This is a genomic window from Streptomyces sp. NPDC029138 (assembly GCF_055564375.1).
Genome location: NZ_JBVHWM010000015.1, coordinates 26,738 through 44,174 on the forward strand (window position 1 = coordinate 26,738; position 17,437 = coordinate 44,174).

General features: G+C 68.4%; 18 protein-coding genes and 1 pseudogene. 12 read left to right on the forward strand and 7 right to left on the reverse strand.

The window, feature by feature from the left end; translation table 11 throughout:
• Positions 1-14: 14 nt before the first annotated feature.
• The 4 genes from ACZ4WH_RS15545 to ACZ4WH_RS15560 form a co-directional block, all read right to left on the reverse strand.
• Positions 15-803, reverse strand: coding sequence for a CbtA family protein (locus ACZ4WH_RS15545; protein ID WP_468180539.1), 789 nt, complete (start codon positions 801-803; stop codon positions 15-17).
• A 14-nt stretch (positions 804-817) separates the two neighbouring features.
• On the reverse strand, positions 818-1,054 hold the full coding sequence (locus tag ACZ4WH_RS15550) for a CbtB domain-containing protein (protein WP_468180541.1): 237 nt from the start codon (positions 1,052-1,054) through the stop codon (positions 818-820).
• Positions 1,055-1,214: 160 nt separating this feature from the next.
• Entirely contained in the window at positions 1,215-1,949 is a 735-nt protein-coding gene (locus ACZ4WH_RS15555) for a hypothetical protein (protein WP_468180543.1), read from the reverse strand.
• Between the two features lie 183 nt (positions 1,950-2,132).
• On the reverse strand, positions 2,133-2,666 hold the full coding sequence (locus tag ACZ4WH_RS15560; protein ID WP_468180545.1) for a CGNR zinc finger domain-containing protein: 534 nt from the start codon (positions 2,664-2,666) through the stop codon (positions 2,133-2,135).
• 277 nt (positions 2,667-2,943) lie between these two features.
• On the opposite strand from ACZ4WH_RS15560, the gene ACZ4WH_RS15565 reads away from it, so the two are divergent.
• The 6 genes and pseudogenes from ACZ4WH_RS15565 to ACZ4WH_RS15590 all read left to right on the forward strand — a co-directional run bounded on the left by ACZ4WH_RS15565 (position 2,944) and on the right by ACZ4WH_RS15590 (position 8,977).
• Positions 2,944-3,666: a flavin reductase family protein gene (locus ACZ4WH_RS15565; RefSeq protein WP_468180547.1), complete on the forward strand. Its 723-nt coding sequence runs from the start codon at positions 2,944-2,946 to the stop codon at positions 3,664-3,666.
• An 8-nt stretch (positions 3,667-3,674) separates the two neighbouring features.
• Positions 3,675-4,883: an alpha/beta fold hydrolase gene (locus tag ACZ4WH_RS15570; protein ID WP_468180548.1), complete on the forward strand. Its 1,209-nt coding sequence runs from the start codon at positions 3,675-3,677 to the stop codon at positions 4,881-4,883.
• Between the two features lie 29 nt (positions 4,884-4,912).
• Positions 4,913-5,806: an alpha/beta hydrolase gene (locus tag ACZ4WH_RS15575; RefSeq protein ID WP_468180550.1), complete on the forward strand. Its 894-nt coding sequence runs from the start codon at positions 4,913-4,915 to the stop codon at positions 5,804-5,806.
• Between the two features lie 58 nt (positions 5,807-5,864).
• Positions 5,865-6,653 carry an enoyl-CoA hydratase/isomerase family protein gene (locus tag ACZ4WH_RS15580; protein WP_468180552.1) on the forward strand — a complete coding sequence of 263 codons (789 nt, stop codon included), beginning with the start codon at positions 5,865-5,867 and terminating at the stop codon, positions 6,651-6,653.
• Positions 6,654-7,031: 378 nt separating this feature from the next.
• Positions 7,032-7,610, forward strand: a pseudogene (locus ACZ4WH_RS15585) (IS5 family transposase); the annotation flags it as partial.
• A gap of 284 nt (positions 7,611-7,894) precedes the next feature.
• Complete coding sequence (locus tag ACZ4WH_RS15590) at positions 7,895-8,977, forward strand: protein kinase family protein (RefSeq protein ID WP_468180554.1); 1,083 nt, start codon at positions 7,895-7,897, stop codon at positions 8,975-8,977.
• Between the two features lie 11 nt (positions 8,978-8,988).
• On the opposite strand, the gene ACZ4WH_RS15595 is transcribed toward ACZ4WH_RS15590, so the two are convergent.
• Positions 8,989-9,468, reverse strand: coding sequence for an alpha/beta fold hydrolase (locus tag ACZ4WH_RS15595; protein ID WP_468180556.1), 480 nt, complete (start codon positions 9,466-9,468; stop codon positions 8,989-8,991).
• Between ACZ4WH_RS15595 and ACZ4WH_RS15600 the strand changes: the two genes are divergently transcribed.
• The gene (locus tag ACZ4WH_RS15600) at positions 9,458-9,658 is read left to right on the forward strand and encodes a hypothetical protein (RefSeq protein ID WP_468180557.1); all 201 of its coding nucleotides are present in this window, start codon (positions 9,458-9,460) and stop codon (positions 9,656-9,658) included. The two genes, ACZ4WH_RS15595 and ACZ4WH_RS15600, sit on opposite strands and share 11 nt — an antisense overlap.
• Positions 9,659-9,795: 137 nt before the next feature.
• Here ACZ4WH_RS15600 and ACZ4WH_RS15605 read toward each other — a convergent pair whose 3' ends face one another.
• Together ACZ4WH_RS15605 and ACZ4WH_RS15610 are read right to left on the reverse strand one after the other, a co-directional pair.
• Positions 9,796-9,984, reverse strand: a complete 189-nt coding sequence (locus ACZ4WH_RS15605; protein WP_468180559.1) for a hypothetical protein — start codon at positions 9,982-9,984, stop codon at positions 9,796-9,798.
• Positions 9,985-10,288: 304 nt separating this feature from the next.
• The gene (locus ACZ4WH_RS15610; RefSeq protein WP_468180560.1) at positions 10,289-10,567 is read right to left on the reverse strand and encodes a hypothetical protein; all 279 of its coding nucleotides are present in this window, start codon (positions 10,565-10,567) and stop codon (positions 10,289-10,291) included.
• Between the two features lie 816 nt (positions 10,568-11,383).
• Between ACZ4WH_RS15610 and ACZ4WH_RS15615 the strand changes: the two genes are divergently transcribed.
• The 5 genes from ACZ4WH_RS15615 (at position 11,384) to ACZ4WH_RS15635 (ending at position 17,379) form a co-directional block, all read left to right on the forward strand.
• Entirely contained in the window at positions 11,384-12,670 is a 1,287-nt protein-coding gene (locus tag ACZ4WH_RS15615; protein ID WP_468180562.1) for an RICIN domain-containing protein, read from the forward strand.
• 79 nt (positions 12,671-12,749) lie between these two features.
• Positions 12,750-13,952: a glycoside hydrolase family 64 protein gene (locus ACZ4WH_RS15620; protein WP_468180564.1), complete on the forward strand. Its 1,203-nt coding sequence runs from the start codon at positions 12,750-12,752 to the stop codon at positions 13,950-13,952.
• Positions 13,953-14,232: 280 nt separating this feature from the next.
• Positions 14,233-14,922: a hypothetical protein gene (locus ACZ4WH_RS15625; protein ID WP_468180566.1), complete on the forward strand. Its 690-nt coding sequence runs from the start codon at positions 14,233-14,235 to the stop codon at positions 14,920-14,922.
• Positions 14,923-15,666: 744 nt separating this feature from the next.
• Positions 15,667-16,689, forward strand: coding sequence for a GNAT family N-acetyltransferase (locus tag ACZ4WH_RS15630; protein ID WP_468180568.1), 1,023 nt, complete (start codon positions 15,667-15,669; stop codon positions 16,687-16,689).
• Positions 16,690-17,208: 519 nt separating this feature from the next.
• Entirely contained in the window at positions 17,209-17,379 is a 171-nt protein-coding gene (locus ACZ4WH_RS15635) for a hypothetical protein (RefSeq protein ID WP_468180570.1), read from the forward strand.
• Positions 17,380-17,437: the final 58 nt, after the last annotated feature.

Below are 17,437 nucleotides of genomic sequence, written 5' to 3' on the forward strand. Positions count from 1 at the left end.
AGGGATATTTTCGATCAAATTCGGGCAGGTGGCTCGATCGGCGAGGTGCGAGTCCGTACGAGCCCGCTGCGGAGTGCCGTCCGCGGGGAACGACGGGCGGTCCACTCGCCCAGCAGGCCGAACGTCGCGCCCAGCGTCGCCCACAGCAGCAGCGCGGTGGCGACCGACCAGAGCCTGAAGTCCCACAGCAGTCCGGCCGGGACGGCGAGGGCGTCGGGATCGTCCGGCAGTGCGAACAGCGCCGCTGTCGCCGCGGTGAGGACTCCCGCGACGCAGAGCTGCCGGGCCGGTGCGCCATGGCCGCGGCGTGTCAGATGGCCGTGCAGGGCCCAGGCCAGGATCACACCGATCAGGCTGATGGCGATCGCCGCGAGCCAGGCCTGCGTGCGCAGGCCGACCGTGTCGGGGTCGCCGACACCGGGCGGGTTCGACGGGTAGCGCACGAACGGCAGCAGCCACACACCGGTGAATCCCGCGGCGGCCAGCCGCAGCGCCCGCCGCCAGGCCTCGGTGTCGGGGGCGCGCTTGTGCAGCAGCAGATGGACCACGGCGAAGAGCAGGCCCAGAGCCAGGCCGGTGACGGTCGTCGCCACCAGCAGACCGGCATGCTGGGTGGCTCGGGAGAAGATCTCCGCATGATGACCGGCGTGGTCGGAGGCCTCGGCGATCTCGTGGGCCGACTCCCAGCGCGCGGCGCGGTCCATCAGGGGCTCGACGAGGAGCCAGGAGAATCCTCCGCTGAGCAGACCGGCCACGGTTCCCGCGGCGGCGCCACGGCCCAGCAGTCTCATGACGGAACTCATGGTGCGGTCCCTCGTCAGTGGCAGGGCGCGCCGAGCAGGTGCCGGCCGTCGTGGGCGAACTCGTGCAGGTAGTTCGCGCTCGTGGCGAGCTTTCCCAGGACGGGGGACAGCAGTTGTCCCTGGTCCAGGAAGACGGCGTACAGCGCCAGCAGGGCGAGGGCGACGGCGGTGACGGCGACGGCGGCGTCCCGCAGGGGGCGGGCCGCCAGCGCGGGAGAGCTGCCGGCTGCGGACAGGGGCGGATGCGGCATGAGGGGCTCCTTCACGGGGCCTTGGGGAGGGACAGCGGTCGGGGAGGAACGGGGAAGCCGGTCTGGACCGCAGGGGCGTCAGGACGGGCTCCGGCCTCCCCGCCAGAATACGAGCACATGCTCCTAAATGGAAGAGCTGCGCCGGGAACCGAGGGAGTGATCACGCCGCGGTCGTGTCCTCGATCCGGATGTTGCTGATGTCGATCGACACCAGTAGTGCGTCGTACCTCGGCGAGCCGGTCTCGTCGCGCAGGTAGGCCCGGCGCACGGTGGGGAACCGGAGTCCGTCCACCTCGACGATGTTGTGCACGTACTGCGCGGCGGCGAACCCGCCCGCCACGTCGACGTGGTAGTCGTGCCGGCGCAGCAGGTTGTCCCAGCCGAAGTAGAAATCCTGGACGTCGCTGTGCCCGGCGATGTGCCGGGGGAAGACCGCGCGCAGACCTCGCCACCGTTCCCCGCCCTCCCACCACGGCTCGATCTCCGACACCTCGAAGCCGGGCATGGCGAGGAGGAAGGGCGTGGTGAGGTAGGTCCACATCGCGTATCCGTTGAAGTAGGCGCGGTGCAGCGGGTCCCAGGGCGTACGCATCCCGTGGCCCTCGAAGGACGCCCGCGGGTCGGCGCGCTCCGCCACGACGCGTCCGTCCGCCTTCTCTATGGCGATGCGGTCCGGGGTGAAGTCGGTGCGCTGGTCCGGCGCGCCGAAGGGCTGCACCGAGGCGTGAGGGGTGTGTGCGGAGACCGTCATTTCCCGCGGATCCGCGTCCTGTACCAGGCCTTTGATGCCCCACAGCCGGCCGCCGGTGACGATCGTCGCCCGCACCGTCCGCACCCGCCGCCATCGGTCCAGCCCGCCGTGTGCCGACAGCACCTCGTGGAGCAGAGGACTCACGTGTGGATCTCGGACCTGTGCCGTCATGAGATGAGATTCCCTTCACTCGGCCGGTCGGAAGTCTCCGGGCTCATGGGACCGCCGATCGGTCTGGATACCCGACGTGAGCATAGGGCTTTCAGTTATGTCGAACAACGACTTCATCAACACAGCCAACTGAATTTTGGCTATGTCTTTAAGCGGTCACTCGCCGTTGGAGGTGCGTCGGCGCGCCCGGTAGGCGCGCAGATTGGCGGCGTTGCCGCAGACCTTGACGCTGTGCCAGACACCGCTGTTGTTCCGGGAGCGGTCGTAGAACGCGACCGCGCACCGGGGGTTGCGGCATGTCTTGATCCGGTCCCACGACCCGTCCTGCTGGGCCTTGAACACCTCGATGGCGGTCAGGGACGCCACTTTTCGCCAGCCGGAACCGCGGGGGACGGGCTGGACCCGGCCGGAGCCGTCCCACTGCATGCTCACCGGCACCGCGGGCAGCGTCGCCGGACCGGATCCGGAGCCGTCCTGCGTTCCCTCGCCGACGGTCGCGGCGGTGTGCCGCAGGTCGTCACGGAAATCCCGCAGCCGGTCGAGGTCGTCCTGCTCCAGGGTGACGCCGAAGGGTGCCGCAGCGGTCGCCGCCGCCCAGTTCGCAAGGGCGTCGTCCAGCCACTCCTGGGCGGTGGGCAGGTCGGCGAGGAGATCTTCGAGGCGGGGTCTGCCCGCCGCGATCGTGTTCATGAGCTCCTGCGCGAATGCGAGCCCTCCGGGTGCCGGGTCCACGTCGTACCGGGCAAGGGCAGACCAGCTCACGTTCTCCTCCCTCAAGGCGAGAAATAAGTTCACCTGCTACGCATCTTACCCGCAGATCGTGCGGGCGCCTGTGAGAGAGGTCCCAGCGAGGGCGCCTTGACCGACATTTGCCATGAGCTTACGGTTCTGTCGAAAGAGCCCACTGCGCAGTGCCTTCCCCCAGGGGTTCCAAGGTCCAGCGCCCCCCGCCACCCGGAGGAAAGCCGTGATCGTCGACGCTGCCGAGCTCGATCCCCAAGCGGCATACAAACTGCTGATCGGGAGCATCCTTCCGCGCGCTGTCGCATGGGTGAGCACCGTCTCGCCCGACGGCGTCGCCAACCTCGCGCCCATCTCGTTCTTCACCGCGGTCGGACGCAAGCCCCCTCTTGTCTCGCTCAGCCTCCAGCCACGCTCCGACGGGGTCACGCTGAAGGACACACTGGTCAACATCCGCGAGACCGGAGAGTTCGTCACCAACATGGCCACGCTGCCGCAGGCACACGCCCTGCACAGGTCGGCCTTCGAGTTCGATCCCGCGGTGGACGAGTTCCAGGCGCTCCACCTGGAGAAGGCACCGTCCGAGGTGGTGCGCGCCCCCCGGGTCAAGGGAGCACCGATCTCCCTCGAATGCGTCGTCGACCGCGTCATCCCCGTGGGCGAGTTCGGCGATCACGTGGTGTGGGGTGAGGTGGTGCGGTTCCACGTCGATGACGCGCTGTACCTGGAGCGCGGACGCATCGACACCGCCGCCGTGCCGGCCATCGGCCGGCTCGCCGCCGAGTACACCCTGGTCGACAACGTCTTCACCACCCCCCTGGACGAGGAACTGCTCGCGGCCCACGACGGCCGGCGGATGCAGCGTCTGGACGCGAAGCCGGCCGACTTCTCCCCGATCGACACCAAGGACTGGTCCCCCTCCGGGGCGACGTCCGTACCCGGAGAGTGATCCCGACCATGACAACGGAACGCGTCGGAGAGACCGATGTGCGATACCGGCGCAGCGGCGACGGCGACCTGGCCGTGGTCTTCGTCCACGGCTTCCTCGACGACCAGTACGTCTGGGACGATCTGGTCCCGTTGCTGACCACGCCCGGCGTCGAGTGCGTCACGCTGAATCTGCCCGGTTGCGGGGACCGTCGCGCCGCGGAAGGGCCGTACACGTACGACCGGTTCGCCGATGACGTGGGAGCCGTCGTCGACGCCGTCGGCAAACCCTTCGTGATCGTCGGCCAGAGCATGGGCGCCGCTGTGGCCGAGCTGGTCGCCGCCGGCCGTCCCGACCGGGCTCGGGGACTGGCGCTGCTGACGCCGATCCCCCTGGCGGGCACCCACCTGCCCGACGAGGTCATCGAACCGTTCCGATCCCTGGGAGGAGACGGCGAGGGCCAACGTACCGTCAGATCCCACCTGTCCACCGCGCTGCCGGCGGCGGAGTTCGACCGGCTGGTGGTCACCGGGCAGGCCCTCGACCCCAAGGCGGTCCGCGCCTTCGCGGACTGCTGGAACGACGGCCACCCCGACGGCCGGCGGCCGAGCCGCTTCGGCGGCCCCGTCCTCGTCGTCGGCGGTGAGCAGGACGGCTTCGTCACGGACGACCTGATCAACGCCGGAGTGACGTCCCGGTTCGCCCGGGTGCGGGCCGTGCGGGTGGCGGCGGCCGGGCACTGGCCGCACATGGAACAGCCGGCCGAGGTCGCCGCCCACCTCGACCGCCTTCTGGCCGAGGCGCTCGGGTCCGGCGACGCCCGCGGTGCCGAGGCCCCGCGCCCGCAGGGCTGGACAAGCGCCTTCGCGCAGAAGTCGGCCGCCGCGTTCGGCGAGACGTTCGCCGCGGACGTGGTCCTGGAGGCGAGCGTCCTCGCCCGTCCGGTGGAGGGCCGGGACCAGGTCAAGAGCGTCATGGGAGCAGCGAGCGCGCTCTACGAGTCGCTTCGGTTCACCCGGGACACCACCAGCGGCTCACGGACCTACCTGGAGTGGGAGGCCACCGCGTTCGAGGGCCTGCCGCTGTACGGCGTGACGATCCTGACCAAGGACACCGACGGGCTGATCGTCCGGGCCGCCATCCACCACCGGCCGCTGGGTGCCGTGAACCGGTTCTCGGCGGAACTGCGGGACCGGCTGCGCGGCGTGGTCGGCGATGAACACTTCCACCAGGACTGAAAGTCCGCTTTCTCTCGGAGAGTTGCTCCATGGTTCAGCGCAAGGATGTCCAGTTCGAAGCCGACGGCGCGGTAGTGCTGCGCGGATGGCTCTACCTGCCGGACGGCCCGGGGCCGCACCCGGCGATCACGATGGCCCACGGCTACGCCGGGGTGAAGGAGCACGGACTCGAGCCCTTCGCGCAGGCCTTCGCCGACGACGGGTTCGTCGTCCTCGTCCACGACCACCGCACCTTCGGGGCCAGCGACGGCCGGCCGCGACAGGACGTCGACCCCTGGCAGCAGATCGCCGACTGGCGCCGAGCCATCTCCTATCTGGAGAGCCGGCCCGAGGTCGACCCCCATCGGATCGGCCTGTGGGGCACCAGCTACGCCGGCGGCCACGCCATCGTGCTCGGCGCCACCGACCGCCGACTGCGGGCGGTGGTCTCCCAGGTCCCGACCATCAGCGGCTACGAACAGGGCCTGCGCCGCATCGCACCGGACGCCGTCGCGGGCCTGGAAGAGGCCTTCTCCGAGGACGAGCGGGCGCAACTGCGCGGCGAGGCTCCGCGCACCCAGGCCATCGTCAGCGATGACCCCGCCGTGCCGGCCTCCTACCGGTCGAAGGAGGCCATCGACTTCTACCTCCAGCCCAAGCCCGACGGCGTCTGGGACAACCAGGTCACCGTCCGCTCCACCCGTGCCGCGCGCATGTACGAGCCCGGCGTCTGGATCACGCGGGTCTCCCCCACACCGCTGCTCATGGTGGTCGCTGTCAACGACACGGTCACCGTGACCGACCTCGCCCTCGCGGCATACGAGCGTGCCCTGGAGCCCAAGAGGCTGGAGATTGTCCCGGGCGGCCACTTCGACCCCTACACCGTCCAGTTCGACAAGGCGAGCGGCGCGGCTCTCGCCTTCTTCCGCGAGCACCTTGCCTGAGAGGCGCTTCGGCCCGCGTCCCCGCCGCGCACGACCTGCACGACTTGAAGGAACCGCCATGCCCCACCTGACCCACTCGATCGACGACGGCATCGCCACGGTGGTCCTGCACCATCCGCCGCAGAACCGCATCGATCCGCAGATGGCCACCGAACTCGCCGAAGCGCTCGAGGCGATCAGCGACAGCGACGCCCGCGCCGTCCTGCTGCGCGCCGAGGGCCCGGACTTCAGCTTCGGCGGCGACATCGTCGACTGGCCGGACGCGGACGTACGCGCCCTGCGGACCCTCTTCGAGCGCTACATGCAGGTCTTCAACCAGTTCGAACGGCTGCCGCTCCCGGTGATCGCCGCCGTGCAGGGCCTGTGCTTCGGAGGCGGTCTCGAACTCGCGCTCCGCGCCGACGTGATCATCGCTGCCGAGTCCGCCCGATTCGGCCACCCCGAGCAGACCCTCGGCATCGTCACCCTGCTCGGCGGGATCTACCGGATCGCCGAGCGCGCGGGCCGGGCCCGCGCCGCCGAATGGGCCCTCACCTCCGAGCAGGTGCCGGCCACTGTCATGGCCGACGCCGGGGTGGTCAACCGGGTCGTCCCCGACGACGCCCTGCTGTCCGAGGCGAGCGCCTTCGCCCGCAGGGTCGCCAAGGGCCCCACCCGTGCCCACGCCGCCCACAAGGCGCTGCTGCGCGCCTGGACCGTCGGCGGGGTGTCCGCGGCCGACGAAGCGATGTTCGACATCGCCATGCCCCTGTTCGAGACCGACGACGTCAAGACCGGGCTGGCCTCGGCGGTCAACGCGTTCAAGGCAGGGCTGCCCCGTCCGGCCGTCGACTTCCAGGGCCGCTGACAGGTGCGTCCCTTCGCCGTGGCGGGTGCGGCGGATGGCCTCGGTAACTCTCGGGCACGGGCTACCCCAACGTCGTAACAGCTGTTACCGCCGGTGCATGGCGAAGGCACAGCTGGGCGCGCGCGTCGATGAGGAGATCGCGGAACTGACCCGGTCCCTGGCCCGGGCTCGGGCCAGTGACCGCGCCTGAGCGTCGGCGAGTACATCGCCTCCCTGGTACGGGACGACACCGGCGGACTGCGGCAGCGCGGCATGGACGCCGCCCGGCGCTTCCTCTGTGGCGACCGCGGGTGTCTGTATCCAGCTTCCCGGCTCCCCGCCGGCGAGGCGCTGGAGCGTGTCTCTTCGGTGGGCTCTGGGCTCATCAGTTGATCGGATGTGCCTGTCCGATCAGTGATCACTGATGCGATGTGGGACCGGATCGAGCCGCTGATGCCAGCCGATCCGAGGCGGGACCTGCCCGACGAGCTCGGCTCATTCCAGACCGCTCACAAACGGCTGATCAGGTGGGCCGTCGACGGCACGTGGGAGAAGATCCTCGCCGCCGCCCTCGCGGCAGCAGACGCTGTCGACGACATCGGCCGGAGCGTATCGGTCGACTCCACCGTTGTTCGAGCCCACCAACACGCCGCCGGAGCAGGGGGCCAAAGGCCGCAATGAGCCGCCCGACCATCGGCTAGGACGCTCCCGCGGTGGGCTGAGCACAAGATCCACCTGAGCGCAGACGGCCAGGCACGGCCCCTGGTTCTGACCGTCACAGCGGGCCAGGCCGGTGACGCTCCCGCATTCGAAACGGTCATGGCCCGCCTCCGGGTGCCCATAACCGGCCCCGCCCGGCCCCGGACCCACCCCGCCATGGTCCTGGCCGACCGCGTCCACTCGTCCCGCGCAATCCGCGGCCACCTGCGCCGCCGGCAGATCCGCGCGGTCATCCGGCAGCCGTCGGACCAGATCGGCCAGGACGCGGCGTCTGCTGTCACGCAGCCCGCACTGAGCACTGCTTCTCTGCACCTCACTCGAAAGGGTGGGGAGGGGTATCAGGCTCAGGGCAGTGCTCCTTTCCTGAGGGGACAGTTCGTCGGCTGCTGACACTCGGAGACGACGGACGAGCCGGGAGGCCGTGGCGGAAAACGCTGGCTGTCTCGGCGTCTTGGGGAGCCCTTGACGGCAACCTCGGGAGCCGCGTCGGGACGCCTGGCATGATCGACAGCGGTCAGTGTGATGTCAGGCAGGAGCCACCGATGGATGAGACCGAGCCACTACCCGCCGCTCGTGTATCCGCTTATGCGGCCGTAGGGGCACAGCTCTCGTTGCTCAGCGACCGAAGGCTCGGCGATGCGGTGGCTGCCGCGCCGGCACTGGGCTCGGGTATCGGTGGCAGACGGGGCGAGATGGAAGTCGCGGGGACACCTGTCTTCGTCAAGCGGATTCCGCTGACGGACATCGAGTCGCGGCCGGAGCATGTGCGCTCGACCGCCAACCTGTTCGAGCTCCCTCTGTACTACCAGTACGGGGTGGGGTCGGCAGGGTTCGGTGCTTGGCGTGAACTGGCCGCGCACGTCATGACCACCGCTTGGGTTCTGAGGGGCGAGTTTGCCGGTTTCCCGCTCATGTATCACTGGCGGGTTCTGCCGGACCGGCCTCCTGTCGACTTCGCCGACGAGTTCGGAGGCGTCGAGGCGGCCGTCGCGCATTGGGAGGGATCGCCCGCCGTACGTCATCGGCTGGAAGCCATCGGAAGATCCTCGCTCAGCCTGGTGCTCTTCCTGGAGCACGTGCCTCAGACACTCGCGGCCTGGCTCAGCGCCCCCCGTGACGTGGCTAGCACGGAGCCAGGAGGCGACTCCTCCTATCTGTGGGTGGAGGACGCGCTGCTGCGGGGGACCGAGTTCATGAGTTCACGTGGGCTGGTGCACTTTGACGCGCACTTCGCCAACCTGCTGACCGACGGTCAACAGGTGTACTTCGCGGACTTCGGGCTTGCTCTCAGCCGCCACTTCGAGCTCTCGGCTCAGGAAGCCGCCTTCCTCTCCGACCACCTCGTGTATGACCGCTGCTACGCACCGTGGCATCTGCTGCGCCACCACCTTCCCGAGGCCGTGCGCGGTGACACGGAACTCGGGATTTTCCTGCGCGATTGGATCGCAGGCCGCCGCCCCGACGGCGTTCCTCCCGGGATGATGGCGATCATTGATCGCCATGCCCCGCACGCCGTCGTGATGGATGACTTCGCCCATCGCCTTGTTACGGAGACCAAGCGCACTCCATTCCCCGCAGCTGAGGTCCGGCAGGCCCTGGCCAGTGCGTCAGCGTCGGGGTCATGATCGATCGTGGGTCAGGCGGCGAGGAAGGTGTTGACCTCGGCGGCGAACTCATGTGGGTACTGGAAGAGGAAGCCGTGGTTGGCGTCGGGGTAGATCGTCAGGGGGGCGTGCGGGAGATGGCCTGCCAGCAGGTACGAGTTGACGGTTGGCACCATGACGTCGTTGTCGCCGTTGGCGACCAGGGCGGGCGCGTGGATGCTCGCGAGACGTGACAGCTTGCCGAAGTCGCGGATACCCCACTCGATAATGGCTGCGGCTTGAACGTCACGGGTGGTGAGTGTGACGTCGGCGTCGCGGTCTTCTGTGCGGGTGAAGATTCGGCTGACGAATTCTTTGCCCTTCGCCTGGCTGGTCTCTGTGGGTGTGAAGAAGAGATACAGGATGTCCTCTGCCCCCGGGACGTCCTTCATCGCGTGGGCACGGGCCTCCTCGGTCCAGCCGTGCATCTCCCGCCCGCCCTGGGGCACCGTGCCGGCGAGGATGATCGACATCGTCCGTGCGACGATCCCGGACACGGACGTCGCCGTGCCCGCCGAAGCCCGCACCCTGTGTCGCCTCGTTTTCGACGAGGCCACAGTCGACGCCTCCATCGAAGCAGGCGAGGTTCAGGTGCACGGAGACCCCAAGGTGGCGCAACGGTTTTTCCGCTGCTTTGAAAAGCCCCCGCTGAACAGTCAGTAGCGCCTCTCCGGGCCTCACGTCTCCTGTGCAGCGACTGCGGGCGGACGGAGTCTTGTGAGCGACCGGGAAGGCGGCCGCGGGGGAAGGCGGCAGCGCGGGAAAGTGGCCACGCCCTTGCACCGACATTCGCAGGGGCGTTACCGGTTTCGTCGCCGCGTGGTGATCCCGTCGCTGATGAACAGCACGATGCCGAGGGCGCCAAGACCCACCCCGGCGTAGCCGACGAGTTCTCCCCGGGCTTCCTTTTTCTTCTCCTCCTCGTAGCTGAGGGATTCGCCACCGCTTGCGCTCGCGCACCACTGACCGGGGTCGGGCTGCCGTCGCACTCGACGGCGTCACCGTTCACGAGCGCCTCGGCATTGATGAAGAACATGGTCATTCCGACGATGACCAGAGCACCGGCCAGGACCCTGAGCCATGGATGAGTCGTCATCCCACCAACCCTGCAGACGCATACCGACTGCCACGAACCGTACCGGTGACGATCGTCATACATGTGCAGAACCCGGCCAGCCGCAGCACAAGGCTCATTGACAGCTCGTCACCCCGCACCCGTCCATCGGCCGACCCCGCACCGCAGTCGACGGGAAATGCCCGCGGGTGGCCCTGCCGCAAGCGCCGGGCCGTACGTCATCCGGCGGGTTTGATGCGGAGGACCGCGGTCGCGTCCAGGATGTCGACGACCTTCAGGCTCATGGCGTCGTTGATGGTCGCGGCGGGTCCCTCGCCGCAGCTGAACCCGACACCGCCTTCGCCCTGCGACGACACGCCGCCGCCACCCGAACAGCCCGAGATGCTGTAACCCGACCCTGTCAGCTGGGCGACCATGTCCACCTTTCCGCCGGCGATCGCTGTCACTTTGACCGGCCCGAGGCCGTACGTTTCCGGAACTGTCACGGCGTCTCCCACGGCGACCTTGATTTCGCACGTCCCGTCCGCACACGGTCCCGTTGGCGAAGGCGACGGCGTGGCCGTCTGCGTGGGATCGGAGGCCGACCTGGATCCGGACCTGCTGGGCCGGCTCTCGGCGGGGGACCCGTCCGAAGAATCCGAGGAACACGACGTGAGAACGGCGAACACGCAAGCGGCAACTACGGTGAGGGCGGCAGCGGATGACGTTCTTCTACGCATCATGGTTGCCATTGAACCCCCGCCACCCGTCGCCCGGACAGCTGCGCCCCCAAGATGCTCCCCCGGGACGTCCGCCGCCGGGCTGTGCGCACCACCGCGCCACCTGCGGTGTCTGGATCGCGCCATAACACCCACTCTGGGCCCTCGCCTTGTAAGCGTCAGACTTCACAGGGTTCTGACGCAGCTTCTCAGCCAGTTGATGTCTCACGGAATCCGTCCGAGGCGGGCGGTTGACGGTGCGAATGGCGGTCACCAGCCAAGGCTGGCCGAGGGACCTACCCGGGCGGTCCTCAGGAGAGTGGCCAGTCCGGTGGGCGCCCACCCGCGGAGCCGCTTCTCTTAAGTGAGACTTAAACGCTCATTAAGCGACCTTGAGCCTCAGCTCTCTCTTCCCAAGTAAGCGCAGATCAGGCGGGGTTGAGGGCGTCAGGGACAAGTTGGCCGAGGTAACGGTCGTGCGTACCATCGGGGTCCACCCGCGGCTCACCGCAGTCGAGAGAGCGCTCTCAAGCGGAACCCTCTGCCTCCTCGTGCGCGGTCCGCCGTACGGGTGGAACCACCTGCATCCCCCACAGACAAGGTGTCATCCCAGCCATGGCAGCTCATCGCGCTCGGCGTTGGACGCTCGGCGGACTGGCCTCACTGGCCGCCGCCGCACTCGTCACCGCCGTCCTCATCACAACGACCGGTTCCTGGGCGAGCCTGGCCAGCGCCGGACCCGCCACGGTGACCTGGTCCGACGACTTCGACGGCAGCGCCGGAAGCGCCCCCGACCCGGGCAAGTGGACGCTCGAGACCGGTGGTTCGGGCAACGGCAACCACGAGCTTCAGTACTACACGCCGGGCAACCAGAACGCCGCCCTCGACGGCAACGGCCACCTGGTGATCACAGCGCGCAAGAACACCGACTCCGGGCTGCGGTGCTGGAACGGGACGTGCCAGTACACGTCGGCCCGGCTGAACACGGCCCGCAGCTTCAGCCAGGCGTACGGACACTTCGAGTCCCGCATCAAGATCCCGCGCGGCCAGGGGATCTGGCCTGCCTTCTGGATGCTCGGCAACGACCTCGGAAGCGCGGGCTGGCCCAACAGCGGGGAGATCGACATCATGGAGAACGTCGGTCACGAGCCCGGTGTGGTCCACGGCACCATCCACGGCCCCGGCTATTCCGGCTCCGGTGGCCTCGGTGCCGCCTACACCCTGCCCGACGGCAAGGCGTTCGCCGACGACTTCCACGTCTTCGCCGTCGACTGGAGCCCGACGGCGATCACCTGGTCGGTGGACGGGCACGCCTACGAGACCCGCACGCCGGCCGACCTCGGCGGCAAGAAGTGGGTCTACGACCACCCGTTCTTCCTCATCCTGAACCTCGCCGTCGGCGGCGACTGGCCCGGCAGCCCCGACTCGACCACCTCCTTCCCGCAGACGATGATCGTCGACTACGTCCATGTCTCGACCTCCGACGCGGGCGGCTCTACCGGCTCGACCGGTTCGACCGGCAAGAGCGGTGCCATCAAGGGCATCGGCGGGATGTGTGTCGACGTCGCCGGCGCCTCCGCCGTGGACGCCACGCCGATCCAACTGCACGACTGCAACGGCGTCGACGCCCAGAAGTGGACGCTGGGCAGTGACGGCACCGTCCGCGCGCTGGGCAAGTGCCTGGACGTCCGCGGTGGTTCCAGCGCGGACGGCACCCCCGTCCAGCTCTACACCTGCAACGGCAGCAAGGCCCAGCAGTGGACGTACACCCCGGCCCGCGACCTGACCAACACCGGCACGGACAAGTGCCTGGACGCCAAGGACGGTTCGGCGGCCGACGGCACCCGGCTGCAGATCTGGACCTGCGGCGGCACCGCCAACCAGAAGTGGACCGTGGGCTGACCCGCACCGCGGACGGCCCACCCCATCCCACCCCCCACTCGCCTCCACGAGGCACACGTAGCAAGGAAAGGCACCGCATATGACGCCGCGTCACCAGCGCAGTCTCACCCGCCGCAAGCTGTTCGTCGCACTGGGCGGAGCGGCGGTGGCGGCCCCCGCCATCGCGGCCCTGGCCCCCCACGCCCTCGCCGGTACGACGGACAACGGCACGAAGGCCGCTCCGGCGGGAACTCTCCCGCTGACGATCGTCAACAACAGCGGCTCTTTCGACAACGCCTCGGTGCACGTCTACATCGTCGGCAACCAGGACGGGAAGCAGGTCCGGGTCACCCCTGACGGGTCCCTGGTCCCGATAGCCCTGTCCGACAACGGCGCGGACGGCTTCACCGACTACGCCATCTCCCTGCCCTCCAGCGGGGAGGCCAACCTCAGGCTCCCCTACATGTCGGGCCGCATATACGTGTCGCTCGGCCAGAAGCTGAAGTTCAAGGTCGTCACGGACGGAAACGGCAACGCTGCGCTTCGGTACCCCGCCGGCTGGGTGACCTCCGACCCCAACTACCGAGTGCTGCACGACTGCGCCGAGTTCACCTACAACGCCGCGGGCATGTTCTGCAACACGACCATGGTCGACATGTTCAGCGTGCCGATGAGCATCCGGCTCACCGGGGCCAAGGACCAGACCACGGGCACCCTGCGCGACGGCGGCCGGGCCGCGGTGTTCAGCGCGGTCAAGCAGGTCGCCGAGTTCGCCCCCCTGGTCGTCGACGACCTCCGCGTCATCGCTCCCGGGCACGGCCTGGACGCGGGCCTGTTCGCCAAGGACTACTTCGCCCCGTACATCGACCAGGTGTGGAGCACCTACACCGGCAAGGACCTCACGGTCACCACCAACGCGGGCACCTTCACCGGCCGGGTGCGCGCCGACAGGTTCACCTTCGACGGTCCGGCCCAGGTGGCCTTCGGTAAGCCCTCCACCCGCGACGTCCTCTTCTGCGACGGCAACCTCGCCGCACCGAACGACGGCACCACCGGTCCCGTCGCCGCCGTCCTGGGCGCCGGCTTCAACCGCACCACCCTGCTCAGCAACCCCGCCCAGCCGGTCACCGACGCATCGGCCTTCTACCGGACCGACCTCACCAACCACTACGCGAAGGCGGTTCACGCGGCGACCCAGGACGGCAAGGCCTACGGCTTCGCCTTCGACGACGTCGCCGACTTCGCCTCCTACATCCAGGACACCGCCCCTACCGGGGTCCGGCTGACCCTGACGCCGTTCTGACGCGTGTCTTCGTGAACCGGATCGTGCCGTTGACGCCGGCCGATCCGGTTCGCGATCGACGCCGTCCGGGCCCACAGCACGCGGCTGACGCGCGGAAGATGGCCGGGCGATGATCGGGAGATCCAGTGGTCAGGCAGGCCGTCGGCATTCTGCCTGGTGGTATCAGGGACCGGCATCGACTTCGCCGCACCCTGTGACGAGTTTCAGTCAGCAAGACCCGGCATGATGGGGCGAGCCGGCTGTTGAGGACGGGTTCCGCGCATTCTTGGGTGTGTTGGATGTGACCGAGCGCTCCAGCCAGTGGGCGTGTGAGCCGGCGACCGGAGCGTTCTGCCCCGACGGCGTGGAGGAGGCGGTTGGCCTTGGCGGTCGGGTGGCGGCTCTGGGCGGTGGTATGTCAGTGGCGCCGGTTATGTTGCTGAGCATGACAAGTTGGATCGACTGCGGCGTCATGGCGTGGATGGAAGAAGAGCGGTACCGGGAAGACGAAACCGTCCTGGTCTACTTCAAGGGGACCAGTCTGGCCGCCATGAGCGACGGTCTGTCCGCGCGGAACCGGCCCCCGTTCGCCTACGGCAACGACACGGCACCCGGCGACTGGGGCGTGATCGTGCACCACATGTTCAACCGCGACGACTACGACGAGATCGACTACCGCGAGCTGTGCCCCCAGGGCGCTGAGCTGATGGTGTTCATTCCCAACCCATGCGTTGCCAAGGCCCACGGGCCCAAGGCGTACCACTACCAGGACGGCCAGGTATCGTCCTGCATCGACTACGAGGATCCCGACTACGTCGGAGAATACTGGCCCAACAGGATGGCCCCCCTCATTACGGCGGCCGGACTGGACCATCAGAACGAGACCTATGAGGAGCAGCTGACCCAGCTGATCTGTGACCACCTGGGGTTGCCCCCGCTGGATCGCGACACCATCACGGTGGGCCGCGACCTGGTGGCCTCCTATTTCTAGGAGATTTCTGAGGGCTGTCCCGTAAAGCTCCAGGTGCCACAGCTGTCACTCGTGAGGCAGCAGCTGGGCCCTGAGGGTCCGCATGACGAGCAACCCGCAATTATCTTCGGCCCGGATCCCGGGCTCGACGGAGACTCCTTCCGCCGCTATCCCGAACTCCTGGATGAGATCTGTTCTGGATGGTCCACGTGTGTCCCGGGGATACGAACGAGCCTAACAAGACACGGTCGGATGCCCGCCCCTGTTCGTCCGCCGGGTGGGAAACTCGCGTTGGGGACATGAGCTGGTGAGACGCCGGGGGCGGGACTGCACTCCATGAGGAGCTGGCCCCCCTGCTGGCCCACCGGGCGGAACCCCGCCTTTCCCCATGCCTGGATCGCGCGGATGTTGGACGGTTCAAGGTGCACGGTCACCCGGTTCCAGCGCAGCACCGTACGGAGATGCCACTTCCTCGCGGGTGAGGGGCTGTCCGCCCCAGTTCCGGACGAATTCGGGGTCGGCGAACCATTGGGCGAGTAGAGGCGGATGTGCTTCGGTGGTCGGGATGAGACAGGTCAGCTCGCCTGTGATGACGCCGCCTGCCGGTTTGTCGGGCATTGCTGTGTCTCTTCCAGTAAGGGTTCTACGGCTTCGAGTGTCCGAAGCAGAGGGCGTCCCCGGGGCGGCCTGGAAGTGGAGCGGCACCAGATGACCGCGACATGAATAGGGTGGCGGACCTGCCTCGAAATTCGAGATCATCCAACCATGTCGGACGGTGCAGCAGGACATTGTCTTCCGGGCGGCTTCGGATTCCGGCCGTATCGCGGAGACGAAGACCACGGCCCTATGGCCGCGGTGCGGCTGGGATGTGCTGAACGGGACCGGGTCGACGCCCGTTCCGTTGTGGAAGGGATCCCGACAACGGCTGAGATCGCCGAAGCCGCTGCCAAGTTGGAGGAGCCGTCCAAGAACCAGATCCTGGTGGTGCACGAGGGGGGTGTCGTCGGCTACTCGACGATCCGATGGTGGCAGGAGCGGGACGGCACGTGGTTGTACCTGCACCGCGGCTACCTCTTGCCCGAGTACCGCCGCCAGGGCATCGGTTCGGCCATGCTGGTCTGGGCTGAAGAACGGATCCGCCGTCTCGTCGAGCAGCATGGCACGGCGCGGACGGCGGTGATTGGCGCGAATGCCATGACCTCCGAGCGGGAAGCGACGGCGCTTCTGCTCGGAGCCGGATACCGACGTGTCTTCAGCCTGATCGAACTGGAGCTGGGCGATCTGCAGCAGTTGCCCGAGCGGGGCGGTGAGCTGCCAGCCGGGATACGGACGGGGCCGATTGGGACAAGCCACTACCGTGCGGCCTGGAGGACGGTCGTCGATTCATACGGGGACGCCGACTTCACTCCAAAATGGTCTTTCTCGGACTTCATGGAGGCAGCGGCGCCGGCATGCTGGAGAGCGGCATGGAAGGGGCAGGACATGGTCGGCGTCGCCCTCTGCTCCATCCGCCGTCACGACCACGCTGTGGGCGAGATCGAAGAGCTGAGTGTCCGGGCGGACCAGCGACGCCTCGGAATTGGCCGGGCCCTGCTGCTGGACGGGCTGCGAAGTCTTCGCGAGCAGGGGGCAACGACCGCCCGGCTGTTCACGGGCACGGCAAACCCGCACCAGTCCTATGATCTTTACGAAAGTGTGGGGTTCCGCAGACAGAACGAGTACGTCCGGTACCGCAAGCCCGACGAGGAAACCGGAGAGGTGCTGGCCACCTGGCCCGACGACCGGTAGAGGTCCGCGCCAGCTATTCGGTCGGCGGGTCCTCTTGAGCGTGCAGCACGGCCTTCTTCACGGCCTGCTCCAGCTCATACCGGTTGCGCTCGGTGGCTTCGGCGTCCGCCGAGACCGCGGCCTGCACCTTCCCGGACGCCTCGCGCCAGCGGAGCCACTGGGCGTCGTACGCCTCACAGGTCAGACCGGCGAGCTTCCCGCACTCTTTCTCAGCAGATCTCCAGTTCGATCAACTCATCGGGGATCTGGACCACGACACACGGCACGGATCCTAAGCGGCCCCGCTGCGCGCGCCGACGATCGGACTGAACCCCCGATCGGGTAGAGCCGCTGCCGACTGCCGGGCGAGCCACCTGCGGGAGCCGCTACGAAGATCAAGAACTGGCCCTGATCTTCGAGAGTACCCGGCTCCTGCGTCTCGCCCGCACCACCGCCGCGGCCGCCGTACTCGCCGCCCTCCTCGCCCCGAGCACCGCATACTCGCCCCACGGCGACCGCTACATCCAGGGACCGGGCGGCTTGGACATCGACCACCTGGCCCCGCTCGCCGAGGCCTGGCACTCCGGCGCCTCCGCCTGGACGGTGAAGGAAAGTGAGGCATACGCCGACGACCTCGGCGACGACCGCGCGCTGATCGCGGTCTCGGCCGCCTCGAACCGGTCCAAGGCCGACCAGGACCGCAGCACATGACCGCCGCCGGACGCCGGCTACCGCTGCCAGTACGTCACCGACCGGGTGGCCGACAAAA